At 37.3% G+C, this 16,241-nt stretch carries 20 protein-coding genes; 1 reads left to right on the forward strand and 19 read right to left on the reverse strand.

Annotated elements, in window-relative coordinates:
• On the reverse strand, positions 1–182 hold a 182-nt coding region (locus NYQ66_RS18480; protein WP_259871632.1), incomplete at its 3' end, for a transposase.
• A 351-nt stretch (positions 183–533) separates the two neighbouring features.
• Here NYQ66_RS18480 and NYQ66_RS18485 point away from each other — a divergent pair.
• Positions 534–1,568, forward strand: a complete 1,035-nt coding sequence (locus NYQ66_RS18485; protein ID WP_259871635.1) for a helix-turn-helix domain-containing protein — start codon at positions 534–536, stop codon at positions 1,566–1,568.
• 52 nt (positions 1,569–1,620) lie between these two features.
• Here the strand turns inward: NYQ66_RS18485 and NYQ66_RS18490 are convergent, their stop codons facing one another.
• From NYQ66_RS18490 to NYQ66_RS18575, 18 genes are all read right to left on the reverse strand, one after another.
• Positions 1,621–1,980: a DUF4870 domain-containing protein gene (locus NYQ66_RS18490; protein WP_259871637.1), complete on the reverse strand. Its 360-nt coding sequence runs from the start codon at positions 1,978–1,980 to the stop codon at positions 1,621–1,623.
• A 562-nt stretch (positions 1,981–2,542) separates the two neighbouring features.
• Positions 2,543–2,929 (reverse strand): OsmC family protein, encoded by a 387-nt coding sequence (locus NYQ66_RS18495; protein ID WP_259871639.1) that lies wholly within the window; start codon positions 2,927–2,929, stop codon positions 2,543–2,545.
• A 36-nt stretch (positions 2,930–2,965) separates the two neighbouring features.
• Complete coding sequence (locus NYQ66_RS18500) at positions 2,966–4,093, reverse strand: glycerate kinase (protein ID WP_259871640.1); 1,128 nt, start codon at positions 4,091–4,093, stop codon at positions 2,966–2,968.
• Between the two features lie 387 nt (positions 4,094–4,480).
• Positions 4,481–5,203 (reverse strand): amino acid ABC transporter ATP-binding protein, encoded by a 723-nt coding sequence (locus NYQ66_RS18505; RefSeq protein ID WP_259871641.1) that lies wholly within the window; start codon positions 5,201–5,203, stop codon positions 4,481–4,483.
• Positions 5,200–5,862 carry an amino acid ABC transporter permease gene (locus NYQ66_RS18510; RefSeq protein WP_259871642.1) on the reverse strand — a complete coding sequence of 221 codons (663 nt, stop codon included), beginning with the start codon at positions 5,860–5,862 and terminating at the stop codon, positions 5,200–5,202. Before NYQ66_RS18510 ends, NYQ66_RS18505 begins: the two co-directional genes overlap by 4 nt.
• A 74-nt stretch (positions 5,863–5,936) precedes the next feature.
• Entirely contained in the window at positions 5,937–6,779 is an 843-nt protein-coding gene (locus tag NYQ66_RS18515) for a basic amino acid ABC transporter substrate-binding protein (RefSeq protein WP_407652123.1), read from the reverse strand.
• 162 nt (positions 6,780–6,941) lie between these two features.
• Positions 6,942–7,847, reverse strand: a complete 906-nt coding sequence (locus NYQ66_RS18520) for an NAD(P)/FAD-dependent oxidoreductase (RefSeq protein ID WP_259871762.1) — start codon at positions 7,845–7,847, stop codon at positions 6,942–6,944.
• A 313-nt stretch (positions 7,848–8,160) separates the two neighbouring features.
• Positions 8,161–9,066, reverse strand: a complete 906-nt coding sequence (locus tag NYQ66_RS18525; protein ID WP_259871646.1) for an AEC family transporter — start codon at positions 9,064–9,066, stop codon at positions 8,161–8,163.
• Between the two features lie 62 nt (positions 9,067–9,128).
• Entirely contained in the window at positions 9,129–9,575 is a 447-nt protein-coding gene (locus tag NYQ66_RS18530; RefSeq protein ID WP_259871647.1) for a threonine/serine exporter family protein, read from the reverse strand.
• A 32-nt stretch (positions 9,576–9,607) separates the two neighbouring features.
• Positions 9,608–10,354: a threonine/serine exporter family protein gene (locus tag NYQ66_RS18535; protein ID WP_259871648.1), complete on the reverse strand. Its 747-nt coding sequence runs from the start codon at positions 10,352–10,354 to the stop codon at positions 9,608–9,610.
• 590 nt (positions 10,355–10,944) lie between these two features.
• Complete coding sequence (locus tag NYQ66_RS18540; protein ID WP_259871763.1) at positions 10,945–11,412, reverse strand: hypothetical protein; 468 nt, start codon at positions 11,410–11,412, stop codon at positions 10,945–10,947.
• Positions 11,412–12,194, reverse strand: a complete 783-nt coding sequence (locus NYQ66_RS18545) for a hypothetical protein (protein WP_311202035.1) — start codon at positions 12,192–12,194, stop codon at positions 11,412–11,414. Before NYQ66_RS18545 ends, NYQ66_RS18540 begins: the two co-directional genes overlap by 1 nt.
• 186 nt (positions 12,195–12,380) lie before the next feature.
• Positions 12,381–13,529, reverse strand: coding sequence for an MFS transporter (locus tag NYQ66_RS18550; protein ID WP_259871650.1), 1,149 nt, complete (start codon positions 13,527–13,529; stop codon positions 12,381–12,383).
• A gap of 65 nt (positions 13,530–13,594) precedes the next feature.
• Positions 13,595–14,185 carry a flavin reductase family protein gene (locus NYQ66_RS18555; RefSeq protein WP_259871651.1) on the reverse strand — a complete coding sequence of 197 codons (591 nt, stop codon included), beginning with the start codon at positions 14,183–14,185 and terminating at the stop codon, positions 13,595–13,597.
• A gap of 176 nt (positions 14,186–14,361) precedes the next feature.
• Complete coding sequence (locus NYQ66_RS18560; protein ID WP_259871652.1) at positions 14,362–14,514, reverse strand: hypothetical protein; 153 nt, start codon at positions 14,512–14,514, stop codon at positions 14,362–14,364.
• Between the two features lie 136 nt (positions 14,515–14,650).
• Complete coding sequence (locus NYQ66_RS18565) at positions 14,651–15,394, reverse strand: ZIP family metal transporter (protein WP_259871653.1); 744 nt, start codon at positions 15,392–15,394, stop codon at positions 14,651–14,653.
• A gap of 96 nt (positions 15,395–15,490) precedes the next feature.
• Positions 15,491–15,649 (reverse strand): hypothetical protein, encoded by a 159-nt coding sequence (locus NYQ66_RS18570; protein ID WP_259871654.1) that lies wholly within the window; start codon positions 15,647–15,649, stop codon positions 15,491–15,493.
• A 70-nt stretch (positions 15,650–15,719) separates the two neighbouring features.
• Positions 15,720–16,166: an Lrp/AsnC family transcriptional regulator gene (locus tag NYQ66_RS18575; RefSeq protein WP_259871655.1), complete on the reverse strand. Its 447-nt coding sequence runs from the start codon at positions 16,164–16,166 to the stop codon at positions 15,720–15,722.
• Positions 16,167–16,241 lie beyond the last annotated feature (75 nt).

Below are 16,241 nucleotides of genomic sequence, written 5' to 3' on the forward strand. Positions count from 1 at the left end.
CTGATAATCCGAAGGATTCCCCTTAATTCTAATTCTATTTTTTCGTTAAGTACGTTAAATCGATATTTTGGACACCAAATGATGTGATATTGGATTAGAAACTTACAATGATTTAATCTATTATACTCACTCATCATTTCAACTAATTTTTGTATCTTATTTTCTTTTCTACTTACAAACATTTTACCACATGGGAATGTATGTTCTCAATCTATATTTTTTCACCAAACAAAAAATCGCTCAAGTAGAGCAGTCTAAGAACTGCCCTTGAGCGAAGCCCTTACATCCACGGGGCAAGCCCGCGTGGTTTTACGGGCTATTTCTATAACCAGGATCTCCAACTCTTAACGGAAGCTGCTGCCGTACTACGGCAGTTTGACCAAGGCAGTCTTGAATTCGCAACACAAAAGGAAATACCAGTAGAGCTTTATAATCAACTGACCGCTTTATCATTCGTTATCCAGAAAGGAAATGGATGGTATGTACACGACCTCATAAGAGATGCTATTAAAGTTGATTTAAAAAGTAGAAACATGGAAAAGTATGACTTGTTACGCCAACGATGTGTTTCCTACTATCAAAGCAAAGTAGGAAGAACACACGCCGAGTCAGATATAGCAGAGTTTTTCTATCACCTCGGTGATGAATTTATTCAATCGATTTTCTTCCAAGACACAGTGGATGATGACTTATATTTAGATCATGTCGGCAAACACAATTTTAGTGACATTGAAGCATATTTTACGTTAAGAAAGAAGATGCTAGCCGCTGATAAAGTCGATTTCTTTCATAGAGAAACGAACAGCACCTATCAATACAACGTTTCATTGCAACATAATGAAATAGAATCGAAGCTAGTAGATGCAGAATATATTAAAAGAATGGGCTACCGAGTGGCAAGGATTTTAAGAAATAAAAACGATGAGATGCTGGGATTATCGATTGTCGTGCCAATTAATGAGGATACTATTACCCAGTTGGCAAAAGAGCCTGTCTCTTCTTGTTATTTTCAGCAGCTAAGTAAAGAAATGTATCGTGAATTTAGTGTTCCAAGTGAAACGAATGCAGGTTGGTTTATTCGAATGCTCGACTGCTTAGATGCAAATGATACATTTGCCCGCTCTTTTCTTTTATATAATTTATCCCCATTACTATTATCAGGAGGAAGGATTATTACATCAACGCCATTACCTTTTTTCCAGGAAGTCTTAAAGAGTTTTGGATTCACAGAAGTGCCTGGGGCTACCCATTATGATTTCGGAACGGATCAACCTTCCCCAACATATATATTAGATGTCAGAGGACAACGGTTAAGTCATTATTTAGATCAATTCACCAATTCTAACGATGCTTCAGAAAGATTAGAAGTTATTTTAAATGCATACCCATTTACAGTAAGAGAAAAAGAAGTAGTAAAGTTAATTCTTGAGGAATATAGTAACATCCAAATAGCCGAGCAATTATATGTAGCTGAAATTACAGTTAAAAAGCATGTAGGGAGAATTCTTAAGAAGGTAGATGTAAAAAATAGAACACAGTTAATAAAGAGACTAATGGAATCATTTTAAGTACACTAAGGTAAGCTAGCATTCTCGCTCGCTCACCTTAGTTTTTTTATCATTACTTGATCAACTGCCATTTGCCAATTACCGGCAAAGGCTTCTTTTTGCCATTCGCAGCATTGATGATTCCCATAATAAGCAATACCATTGAAAGGATATATCCCGGTAGCCAAATGAATATCCAACCAATGATAGGAATAACCGTTCCAATTATGTTAACTGCTACAAAAACCAAGAAAAGTGATAACCCCTGATTCGCATGGTACATCGCAAACTTAGAATCTTTTGCGGCAAGTAGTGGAATAAAGAAAATCAGATAAGCAAGGATTCCCATCGCCTTATTTTCTTCCACATCCTTTACCTCTTCACTACTCATTTCAACTTGATCTGCATTTACCTCATTTGCATTTTCAGACATAAACATATACCTCCTATACATTTGGATGCGTATGGTAGACCAATGTCAGAGCAGGTTTGAATTCTGTTAACGATTTCATAACAATATTGTAGAAAAGCAATAATTTCTTCGTTTCGTTAACAGCTTTTGACCAAACTAAAACATAGAGCCATACATATGAACGTTTTTTATCTGTATAAAAAAATCGTATCACAGTTGGTATGAACTGTATTGTATCCCTAGGTATATATTTTCCGAAAATTATAAAAATTTTATAGTAATAAAATCCAGTTTACTATAACGGGTTCCGTTATCTATCTCAAAAATTTGTATTGTGTGCCTAAATGTATATGAAAATGCATCCCAAATACTAAAAATGCAAGGGTCCAATAGCGGTTGCACCCTTGCATTTTTAGGCTATAATCATCCTTACAAATTTGATGCAGTTTCCACAAGAAATCCCTTTTAACCCAACAAAAATAGACTACCAAATTAGCATGCAATTTGATAGTCAAATTCAGTAACATTTTGTATGTTTGCGATTAGTAATGGAACCCGTTAGGTTTACTGACCCAACTTTCTTTTAGATTATTTCAACATCCATTTCCGCACCATGTTTTAATGTATTCCCAACCGTACAAGCTCTTTTTGCAGAAGCAATTAACTTTTTCTTCGTCTTCTCATCTAACTCACCAGCCAATTGTACTTCAACCGTAAAACGCTCAATTCTAGACGGACTGTCTTCTGCCTTATGTGGTGTAACATCGATGTTATACTCTGTTACATCTAATTCATCTCGTTTTATTAGCGCATCCAGAGAAAGAGCCATACATAAACTGATTGAGTTGCATAACAACTCAAATGGAGTAAAACCATCTGTATTTGTTTTGGAAGTGGCTCCCTGTACAGACACCCCTTCTCGATTACTCATATTATATCCACCATCTGAAGTTCTCTTTAATGTAATCACCCAATTACCTCCTTAATATCCATTCTTATCTTACCCTCACCTGCAGAAAGATATGATAAGTCGCGTAACCTGTTTTGTTTGTTGGTAGACTAGTTGTTCTGCTTCTTCCAAACATTGTTCTAATGTGTACGGTTGATTAATAATAGAGAAGCAGCTAGCAAACTTCGTGTTAAGACTTTCTATATCACCATTCACACTGCCTGAAATAAGAATAGTCGGTATGTAATTTCGTCTAGCTAGATCAGCCACATAGGAAGGAGCCTTGCCCCTTAACGTTTGGTCATCAGTTTGCCCTTCTCCTGTAATAGCAACATCAGAAACCTTGATTGCATCTTCAAGCCCGGATGCCTCCGCTAGTAACGCTGCACCAGACTCCAGTTGACCACCTATCACAAGAAAAGCAAAGCCAAGGCCACCAGCTGCACCTGCACCATCCTTATCTTTTGCCACTACTCCTATTGATTTTTCTACTAATACAGCATAATTATGTAATGCTTTATCATAATGTTCCACACGCTCTTTCGCCAAACCTTTTTGTGGACCAAACACCGCGCTGGCCCCAGCCTTTCCACACAATGGATTATCCACATCACAAGCAATACGCAACTGCGCTTGCGGAAGCCTCTTGTCTAGGTTCTGAAAAGATACCGAGTGGATTTGCGCTACATCTTTACCATAAGGGCCTAGTTCACGCCCATCCCCGTCAAATGCTTGCATCCCTAGCGCTCGAAGCATTCCTAGTCCACCATCATTAATGGCACTGCCTCCTAACCCGATCACGAATGACCGGTAACCTTGATCAAGTGCATGACGAATAACCTCGCCTAATCCAAATGAAGTAGTATAATCTGGATTTCTTAGGCTTTCAGGCACTTGAACTAGACCGGCAATACAAGCCGTTTCAACAATAACTATATTCTCTTTTGTTACTGCATAATAGGTATCTATTTTTTCACCAAGCGGACCCGTACACGTAATAGGAATACGTTTCCCTTCTATAGATGAGAGCATTGTATCTATTGTACCTTCTCCACCATCAGCCATCGGTTTTAGGACCACATCTACGCTTGGTTTTACTTCTTTAATTGCCTTTCCCATTATTTCTGCGACCTTTAAGGCAAACAAGCTTCCTTTATAGGAATCTGGCGCAACTACTATTCGCAAAGCTTCACACCTCAAATCAAACTTTATTTACTTTTAAATTCTATGGAATTGATGAAATACCTTTTTATTTTCCACTCACCTATGTTTAGTATGGTATTGACGCCTCAACCTTATTGAAACTGCCAATTCATCGATGCTTTTGACAGTTATGCTAAAAACTTCTTATGCATGGTTAAATCAACCTCTTATTTGACACTTAGACTTCAAAATCTCTGATGCATGCGTCAAATCAACGTTTGATTTCACACTTAGACTTCAAAATCTAGTTCATCCTCTTCGGCCTTACCAACACATCCATACACGTAATTGTTGCTCCTTTACTTTATCTTATTCAACCTACTATTATCTATTCTCACAGCAAAAAACCACCCTCAATAAGAGGATGGTTTATAATACCTTGCTTAAGAACGACTGCGTACGTTCATGCTTCGGGTTTTCGAATATTTCTTTTGGGTCACCTTGTTCCACAATGTAGCCTTCATCCATAAAGATAACACGATCTCCCACTTCACGTGCGAAGCCCATTTCATGTGTAACGACAACCATTGTCATACCTTCTTTTGCCAATTGCTTCATTACCTCTAGTACTTCCCCTACCATCTCTGGGTCTAGTGCAGAAGTCGGCTCATCAAATAACATAATTTTCGGTTCCATGCCTAGCGCACGCGCAATCGCAACACGTTGTTTTTGACCACCAGATAATGAATCTGGATAGACGTCCGCTTTATCTTCTAATCCGACTTTCTTTAACAAAGCTAGCGCCTTCGTTTTCGCATCAGCTTTGTTCCACTTACGTACGACTTGCATTGGTAAGGTTATATTTTCTAATACTGTCTTATGCGGGAATAAATTAAACTGTTGAAAAACCATGCCAACTTCCGTACGAATATCATTGATATTGGTCTTTTTACCTGTAATATCAACACCTTCTATATATACATGGCCATCCGTGATTGTCTCAATTAAGTTCAAACAACGTAAAAATGTCGATTTACCTGAACCGGATGGTCCAATAACGACGACTACTTCTTGCTCAGCCACGTCAACACTAATATCTTTTAAAACCTCAAGATCTCCAAATGATTTTTTTAAGTTTTGGACAGAAATCATTCTGTATCTAACCTTCTTTCTAGGTAATTTAACAAGTATGTTAACGATAATGTTAACACGAGATAGAATAATGCTACCATGATATACGCTTCCCATACACGATAATATTCACCAACTGCCGCTCTCCCCCAGTAAAACAACTCCGGAGCTGCAATCATGGCACCTAGAGCAGAGTCCTTTAATAAGACAATAAATTCATTCCCTAGAGGTGGGATCATACGTTTAAATGCTTGCGGCAACACGACATAGCGCATAACCTGTATTTTACTCATCCCTAATGAGCGTGCCGCTTCTGCTTGGCCGCGGTCAAGTGATTTGATCCCTGCACGGAAAATTTCTGCTACATAGGCAGCTGAGTTAAGTGATAAGGTGACCATTAACGATGTAGTTGCACTTACAGAATCAAACATCGCTGGTAAAACAGCAAAGTGAAACAAGAATAATTGTACAATCAGAGGTGTTCCCCTGAAAAAGTTAATATACCATACAAACGGGAAGTTAAAGTACCATTTTTTGATCATTTTCCCCATTCCGATGAACATACCTAGTATACAACCAAACAAAATCCCAACAATTGATACACCAATTGTGAGTAATGCCCCTTTTAAGAAGTACGGCATATATTCAATTACAATATTTATATCAAAATATTCAGCCATTGTATTTCTCCCTTTTCCAATTTCAAAGTCTAGAAAAATAGCGTAACGCTAATTCGTTACGCTACTTTTACTTATTATTCTGCCGCTTCTAACAAGACATCTGTATTCGGTTCTGCTCCAAACCACTCTTTATAGATCTTAGCATATGTTCCATTTTCGATTACTGTAGTAAGTGCAGCATCAACCTCTGCTACTAACTCACTACCTTTAGGAAACATAAAGCCATAGTATTCAGCAGAGAAAGTTTCGTCGTCCGTTATTGCTTCCACATTTGCATCTGGATTTTTTTCTACATATTCATCCGCTACAACATTGTCAGTTACAACTGCATCAACATCGCCATTTTTAAGCGCTAAAAATGCTACTGCTGTAGAATCATATTTTAAGATATTACTATTTTTTTCACCAACAACTTTTTCAGCTGCAGATTCACCTGTCGTACCATTTTGAACACCAATCTTAATTCCTTCTAAATCTTTAGCACTCGTAAATCCTGCACCTTCATTGAATACGATCATGTGTGTTGATTTGAAATAAGGAACTGAAAAATCATATGTTTGTTTTCTGTCATCATTAATTGTGATTGCTGCAGCACCAAAATCCATGTCTTTATTTTGCAATGACGCCATCATCGGATCCCATCCAACATTTTCATACTCATATTCGTAGCCTGCTTCTGTTAAAACAGCATCTAATAAGTCGGCATCAAATCCAACGATTTCACCTTTTTCTAAGAACTCAAAAGGAGCAAATGTAGCTTCTGTCCCAACTCGTAATACTGGCTTTTCTGCATTTTCTTCCGCTTGACCTTCTGCATTTGAATCCGCCGTTGCATCATCAGCTGTACCACAAGCAGCTAAAAATAACAGTCCAATCATTATTAAAGTTAAGTATAATCCCGATACATATTTATTCATCATTTATTCACTCCTGAAGTTTTTCATTTAATATTTTAATAGATTGATAATACAACAATATTGTTGTTAAATCAATAGTTTTGTCAAAATTATTTGCTTTCAGTTTTTAGAATTTTCATACAATTTAATACATAAAGTTGTATTATTATGCATAAAAGGGCATCACGCATGCCCCATTAATGTCTTATGCATCCAGATTGCAGCTTGCATCCCGTCTCCCATTGCGATTGTTACTTGTTCCGAATGAGCTACAACATCGCCCGCAGCCCAAACATGCTCGACATTCGTCATCTGCGTTCGCGGATTAACAAGAATATGCTTGTTATCATGTAGCTTAACTCCCAAACTTTCTGCAAGCTCTGAATTCACTTGATTCCCTCCAAAAGCAACAAAAGCATGGTTTGTTTCAATCATCTTCCCGCTTTGCAACTGCACACCGTGTATTTGTTCTTTTTCCGTTCGCACTTCTTTCACTGGTTCATTTAGGTAGTGGATCCCTTTTTCCTCAAGCTCTGTTAATAACTTCGCTTTTACTGGCTTTTGTTCATGGTTAATATAGGTTAACGCATCACTCCAATAACGAAGCGTTAATGCCATATTAGCTCCAACATCGCCAGAACCAAGTACAATTGTGTTTTTGTTCGCAATTTCATAGCCATCGCAATCAGGACAAATATAGATACTCTTACCCAAACAAGGATAGATTTGCTCATATAAAGGTAAGCGGTCTTTTACTCCCGTCGCAAACAGAATTCGTTTCGCTAGATAATCGGTTACTTGCGTTCTCACTTCAAATGACTGCCCCTGTTTGTCTACTGTATGTACTTTTTCATTCGCAAAATCAACACCTAAGTCCTTCGCTTGTTGGCTTCCGATATCTCTCAATAGTTGACCACTTACACCATCCGGCCATCCAATAATGTTATGGTAACACCTACATAAATTAGAACGTCCCATGTCTGTTTCGTCGATCACAAGGACACGGTGTCGGTATCTCCCTAATTGAATAGCTGCTTGAATTCCCGCAATCCCGCCACCAATAATGATGCAATCGTAATTGTTCACAATAAAACCCCCATCATGATCGTCTACTTTCATAATGTTTGGCTATTTTACGTTATTCATACAAGAATACGACTTAAATCTGAAACGGATTCATTCTTTAACCTGTTATAGGAATTACTTTCATTGTCTATGATGGAGTTGTAGCTAAAAAAGGAGGGATTAGCATGAATCCATATGAATTACAACATTTAATTAACGACCGCCGCCCTAGGTAGTAAAATCTAACAAAAACTTGGAGGAGGTTGTCCGTTGAAGAAACGAAATAAAACAAAATAAAAACCTCAATCTTTTGATGAAGAATGAGGTTTTTGTTTTCTTATAATAAGATCGCTAAAATGATCGGCAATGTAATGATGCTAAGTAAGGTACTCGTTAAAGTAGCACTAGAAACAAACTCCGGCTTTGCATCAAATTGAAGGGCATACATCGTTGTGTTCGCCGCAGTAGGCATCGCAGCCATTAAGATTAAGATATCTTTTACCATCTCATCAACAGGTAACGGTAGCGTTAATACGTAAGCAATCACTGGGGCAATGGCCAGTCTAAACAATAATGCCGTCGATAACTTACCTAATTCAAGCCTCTTCAAACTGATGTTGGCTAACTGCATTCCCAACACAATCATAATTGTCGGGATGGTAGCGTCCGAAACCATATCGACAGCGGTCATTATGTTTTCATTTACTTCTATATGTAGCGCATTAAAAAGAATTCCTAAAAGCGCGCCATATACAATCGGGACCCTGATTACTTCACGGAGAGGGGAAACTTTTAATTCCTTTCCATCCGCTCCACCTTTAGCCGCTATATACACACCGACTGTACACATGATTAACTGTTGTAACACCATTAGTATTATAGCGTAATGAAACCCTTTTTCCCCAAATACCAATAAGACGAGTGGTGTTCCATAATTACCGTTATTCATAAATGCCGTTGCTAATATAAGACTACTTGTATCTCCACTGCCCCATCTTTTCATGCGTCCGATTAAATAACAGATCCCAATCGTAATAGCACAGAGCACAACCAAAAAAGCACCTAGATAGAGATAATCCATATTTAAATCATTTTGAAAAAATGTCCGAAACGCCAAAAATGGCGACATTAAATATAGCGCCATCTTAGAAATTGGTTTTATTTCGAATCTCAAAAACTTATAGCCAACGAAGCCAATTGCAAATATCCCAAAGATTGGGATAAGCACACTGATAAATTCCATTTTAATCACCTAGTCACGATTATACGTAATTCGAACGGACACCGCTAGAAATATATCTCAGACTATGCATGTGTCTTTTTCTTCCATTTCGCTTTACGAATCACTTGATTAATAATTTCAGAAAACACCAATCCTAAAGCGATCGCACCCGATATCAACAATGCTTTCGCCGCCAACTGAAGAGCCACATCGTAATTGTTTTCAACAAAATTTCGCATCGCATCATAAGCAAGGCCGCCTGGCACAAGCGGGATAATGCCGGAAACATTAAAGATGATTATCGGCGTTTTGAACCATTTGGCGCACAATTGACTTAATACAGCCACCACTACAGATGCCGCAACAGTAGCTGGTACAGCATCCACCTCAATATCGACCAAAATAATATAAACAATCCAACCCAGCATTCCAACAACGCCACACTGAATCAATGACCTTTTTGGGGCACTAAAGATTATGCCAAAACCACTAGCTGCAAAAAAGCTAGTAATTAGTTGTTCAAAAAACATCATAATTTTTCCTCACGATCGTTAAAACAAATTTAAATAAATGCAAATACAACTGCTATACCAGCACCAATGGCAAACGCTGTTAAGAAGGCCTCTGCACCTTTCGATAACCCGGAAACTAAATGCCCAGCCATCAAATCTCGGACTGCGTTAGTAATGAGTAGTCCTGGCACCAATGGCATCACTGCACCAATAATAATTTTATCCAATTCGAGACCAAATCTAATATCGATGAACAAGTAAGCAAGGAGGCCAATAAATATAGAAGCTAAAAACTCTGCAAAAAAACGAATCTCGACAATCTTATGAAAGTAAACCATAGCGGAAAACCCTACACCACCGACAATGACAGATGGTATAAAATCTACCCAGCCGCCTTGAAACATAATAGTAAAACAACCACTAACGATCGATGCAGCCAGTATTTGAATATACGTTGGATATACATGCTTCAGTTGATCTACTTCCTTTAACAATCGGCTCGCTTCCTCAAGCGATAACTCTTTACTACTGATTCTTCTTGAAATGCTGTTTACTTCCGTCACTTTATGTAAATCTGTAGACCGCTCTAATATCCGAACAAATTTGGTAGACTCTGTTTCACTAATCGAAAATATAATTCCCGTAGGCGTCACATAACTTTGGGGGTTATCAATACCAAAGGAGGCCGCAATACGTACCATCGTATCTTCCACACGATAGGTTTCCGCACCACTTTGCAACATCACTTTACCGGCCAATAAGCACACTTTTATTATTTCATTTTTATTATCAACCATTCTATCTCTCCATATATTTGAAAAACTCGCATTCGCTTATCCTTTTGCGAATGTGCTAGCTTTTCTTATACTTTGCACATTAAATTTTCACTACGTCGAAAGACTGCAAAAGCAAAAAATTTATACTTTCCTAACGTATAAAAAGGATGATATTAGCTTTTTCAATTCTAATGATCACCCTTTTATAAAATACATATTAAATCTATTCAATTGTAGTAGAACGATTCATTAATATCAACTTGCATTAGCTTTTTTGCTTTTCTAACCAACTGGAAAAAATGTTTTTAAGCTCTGTATCAATTGGACTTTTTACTTGATTCTTATAGTCATTTAAAATCTTACTGAATCGATCTGGTTTATCTGTTTTTCGCAAAATATGGGTTAAATCAGTAATTAAGTGTGTTTCACAAGGGCCGTTTACTAATTCCGCTATTTCATATATATGTTATTTTATTTCACATGCTTGAACGATGCATCTTTTTTTCATCTCTTCACCACCTTTCTATTCAAAGGTACAAAAAAGACACCAACTAAGTAACTGTTCCTACTTAATTCGTGTCCTCCCGTATGTATTTTTTGTACATAAGATTCTAATTTACCTTCGCCAGTCCAACAGCTAGATTCTTCTTAAGAATATCTGAAATTAATTTATCATCTTTTGGTTCACATTTTATAATTAAGATGACCTCTCCAATATTCTGGTTACTTTTCTTGAATAGTCTGAGCTTTTTATCTTTATTCTTCATTTTAAATACAAGTACTTCAAATAATGTACCAATTAAAAGGCCACTTCCTGCACCAATTAGCCCCCAATAAATAGCTCCCAACTCCCACTCGAATCCCTTACTAGCAAAAATAGTAGATAGAATTACAGCTAAAGCAAAACCTGAATCTAGAAACGAACGACCATCTGATCGTGTCAAAGAGTCAAAAACCGCCGCTTCATTATTTACCCTTTTTAACGGCACCGCAAAGATGTCTGTTATTCCATTCTTCTGAAGTTCACTTATTCCAACTTCTAAATACATGGAGTGCTCAAAAGTTGCGAAGATTTGCATCACTCGACCAATCTCCCTTTATTTATTTTAAAATCAGAGGACTGAAAATTCTTTTCCAAGTATGCTGCTTGTTCTTTATCAAATAGCTTATTTAATTCAACAGTTTCCGTATAGGACTGATAAACCGTAAAGAAATAGAATGAAGGGATAAATAATAGCCATTGTATATTTATGACTTCTGTCGATCTTGCAAAGTCTCCTTGTAATAAATAGATAAATCCTTCCAAAAAGTTAGAAAAATAAATAAAAATGACGGTCCATAGAAGCGTAAAAAAACTCGCTAATATTCTTTGCTGATAAAATTGGCCTAAACTTGGAATAAATAAAGCCCATATGAAGGCAAAAACCGGACTTCTTTTATCTAAGAAATTAATTCCTTTACTGTTCATTTTATACTTGGTTATTGGTGTTTGTTTTATTTCACTTATTTTATATTCTTTATTTAATTCAACAGACCCACGATAACTATCCCAGATCCCAAATAAATACACCGGAATGTACAAAAGCAATAGCCTAGGATTCAACGTATCATTTGCCATTTGTATATTGCCTGTAAACGAATATACCATCGCAGTATTTATTTTCGAATGCAAATTTATTAAAATCTCCCAGACGATTAAACCCATCCCACGAAAGTATTGGCCAAGCAAAATATGACCAAAGCCCGGGAAGGCTACGGACCACCACGCAATTATATATGGTTTTCTTAAATGAAGAATGGTTGATTCAGAAATGCTTAAATAATCTCTAGGAAGAGCCCTTTGCTTCAACCCCGACGCCAACGGCAATCCCCCCTTTTCTTTGGTAGAAAATAGACTCTGTATATTTTTCTACTTATTTTAGTTAATTATTCATTTTTCCGCTTTGAGGAAAAAAGAATAGACCAAATCAATAATGATTTGGTCCGCAATAGTATGTTATTTGTTTTATTCTTGGAGCTTCACAGAAAAGCATGTACTTTTTATGTGTCACTTGCCAAATGGTAATAGATGGTATAGCGTTAATAAAATCGTCCCGACCAACGACATCGTGCCCAGGATCATATACAAGTAACTTCCACCCATTGAATCGATCACTGCACCGCCAATCAGTGAACCAATGATTCCTGATAAACCGAAAAATACCGAAACAAATACGAGATGACCTGTTGATTGCAGGATTTTCGGAATTAACCTTGACACATAAGAAAAAGCAGTTAAGTAAAACACCCCAAAAGTCAGTCCATGTAAGAACTGCAGAATTACAATATAGATCGGTTCATCGAATATAGCATATCCAAACCAACGAACAGAATATAACACACCTGCAGCTATGATAAAGATGAGGGGATGATATTTTTTAAACCAATGCCCAGCAAAAGCAAACACTAACGCTTCACTTGCAACACCAACAAACCAAGCAATGCCAATTAACCTTTCATCTCCACCTAATTGAGAAATATAAATACCCATAAAACTATCATTTGCACGGTGTGTAATGGTAATAAGCATGATCATTGCTAAAAAGATGGTAAACGGGTGATTCTTTATAAGTAGTTTAACATCACTAAGTTGAATCCTTTTTGCATTTACTTTTACATCTGTCAATTTAAAACAGACAGCGAGCACTACACCTCCCAAGATTAAATAGGGCCAAATCATATACTCCACACCAACAGCCTGAAGATATTCCCCGATCACTAAGGAGGAAAGTGCAAATCCGATGGAACCCCATGTTCGAATCGAACCAAAAGAAACGCCTAAATCCTCGGACCTTCTTTGCGATAAGCTATCACCCAACGCACCTATTGGAGCGGTAAAAAAGAAAAATATCGCTCCAAAGAGCAATAATAGCGGAAGTGTACTCATCTGCATAAAAATAAAACTAAAAATTAATAGACCAATCACACAAATAATTAAAATACGTTTAACGGTTTGATACTTATCACTCATATACCCCCAAAAGGGTTGTGAAAAAATAGCCATCATCGGACCAATCGCCAATACCCAGCCAATTTGCTGGCCATCCAAGCCTTTATGTTGAAGGTATAATGGTAAAAAGCTAATGATAATCATATTCGCGCCATGAAAACTAAATAAAAGCGCTTTTAAAGGAACAACGGACGTTTTATCAGACACTGCGGCTTCTCTCCTAACTGTTTTTAAAACCTAAAGTAGAACACTAGTTGACGAAGTCCATTTCATTATTCCGTCGGCAATTTAAAAACATCGTGAATATGTGCATAATCCCCAGCCATCCTGCCGATCGGCTTTAGTTTTTTAGGGTCGACCTTATCAGGAATCATAAATACTTCATCGTGAATATGATAACCAACCACTTCCCCTAAAACGAGGTGACTCGTTCCAACCTTTATTACGTCGCTTAATATACATTCCATAGCAATCGGGGCATCCGCAACTATTGGTACGTACACTTTTTCACTTTTTGCAACATCCAGATTTGCAATTTCAAATTCATCGACATGTGGATCAAAGACTTTACTTGTTTCATACATTTGATTTGCTAAACTTTCACTTACGATATTGACTACAAATTCATTTGTTTCGAGTATGTTTTCTAATGTATCTTTATTCGATCCATCATTTCCCTTTGCGACAGAAAAACATAACGTAACAGGGTCTAAGGAAGCAACTGTAAAAAAACTGAATGGCGCAATGTTGTTAACACCATCTTTAGCAATCGTAGATACCCATGCAATCGGTCTTGGGACAACTGCACCTTTGACTAATTTACTCATATCATGGTTCTGAAATTCGTGCTTGCTTATATACATGAAACTCCCTCCATTCTTTTAGTCAGGAACCTCTACTCTAACACTTAGTAACTAATTATACGTTGATATCAATTGGAATAAAAGACATCGGCATTTTAATTTTTTGTTGTAATTCAAATACAAAAAGAACGATTAGCAAAATAGACTAATCGTTCTTTGTATTTTTATATTAGAAGTTAAAAAATGTTCTGCTCTCGACCAGGATCGACTGGTATATCCCGCTCAAGTATTCCTATAGTATCCTCACTCTGTTTACCAACCACTTTATCCACATTAAGGTCGGTAGCTGATTGCTCTAAATTGCGGTCTCCTTCGAATGCCACTAACACCAGGGCCAAACCAAGGTTGAGAAGAGATAGTAAAAATATGCGCAAATGAAGCACCTCATTTATAGATTACGTTATCCTTACTATCTTCTAAAAAGTCATTATTATACTTAGGGCAAATTAGGAAGGAGAACACTGTTTATAAATAATGGAGCCAAAACGAAATAAACACGCCAATTGCAGTAATAAATCCAACGCTTGGTCCACCTTCTTTATATGCTTCTGGCATCATCGTGGAAGCTACCATTGAAATAATCGCACCACCAGCAAATGAACTCATGATTGCCTTAATGCTATCAGAAGCCGAATCAAGCATCACACCCGCCCAAGAGCTAATAGCAGAGAACAGGACAACAAGCACCCATAATACAAGGATTTTTTTCTTTGAATATCCACTCTTTTGTAACCCTACCGTACTTGAAATCCCTTCTGGCAGGTTACTTATAGCTATCGATATAACCAGTGCAAGACTTACTGATTCTCCTCCAATTAAGCTCATACCAATCATTGCCGATTCAGGTAAGGTATCCATTATTGTACCAATAAATATTCCTAATCCAGAACCTGACTCCGACGATTCTGATCCGTCTCCATTTTGTCCTTCCGACTTTTTCCGTTTGTGTCCCCCACGGTGTGAAACGATGATGTCTAGAATGGTAAAGATTAAGGCGCCACCAAGAAAACCAATTGCAATTTCCTTAAAGCCACTTAACGCTAATGCTCCCTCTAACAATTCATAGGTGGTCGCTCCAATTAAAGCACCCGTCCCTAATGCCATTATAAAACCTATGATCCGTTTGGGTATAGAAAAACGGAGAACAATTAGTGCTCCTAGTAATGTTGCTGAAGCCGCAATTGTTCCCCATAATATCGCGTTCCACATGTGAAGAGGCCCTCCTTCAACTAAAATAACTTCTGTTTTAAGCCTCTTCCATTTTGAAACGATTTATACGAAAGATCTGTAGTATTTTCCTACCTTTTAACTTTTACGAAGCGCACGCCTTTCTGCATACGTCACACATTTATAACAAACAAGTACCTCATTACCTTGATCATCTATATATTTTTGGGCTTGCTGCGGTTTCTGGTTACAGATATAGCACCTTCTTTTTGAGAAAATCCTAGATAACCAACGCATGTGCCATTCCTCCTCTACTTCTATTTTAAAGCAATGCACACGATTGATTAAAGCCATTTGCTTCTGTCACTTATTCTGAAAAATCCTGTGGTAACGTATAACGATATGGGACAGGCGATGCTAAAACTGTTGATGTATTAATCGTTCCATAAGGCATTAAGCTATCAATTAAAATCCGCATCCGTTCCATATTCGCAACTGCGACTTTTAAGAAATAACTTACATCCCCTGTTACACGGTGGCATTCGATAATATCTTCTTTTTGTTTCACCATCGATTCAAATTCCTGTGGAGATACTTTTAATCCACTCACTTGAATGATTAGTAAAATATCCCTACCAACTGCAGGCAAAGAAACCCTTGCGGTAAATTCTTCAATGACACCTTTCTCCTGTAACCGATGAAGTCGCTCCGAAACACTTGGTCGGCTTAGAGCTAATTCTTTAGATAAATCACTAATAGACATCCTACTATTTTTTTGCAAAAGCTTTAACAGTTTTTGGTCCAGTTTATCCATGTAAACCCTCTCATTTCATATTGAAGTTAAACAACCATTTATTTATGCATTTTAGTAACTTCATTGGTAAAAATT

The sequence above is a fragment of the Aquibacillus koreensis genome (genome assembly GCF_025154055.1).
Classification (GTDB): Bacteria; Bacillota; Bacilli; order Bacillales; family Amphibacillaceae; genus Aquibacillus_C; species Aquibacillus_C koreensis.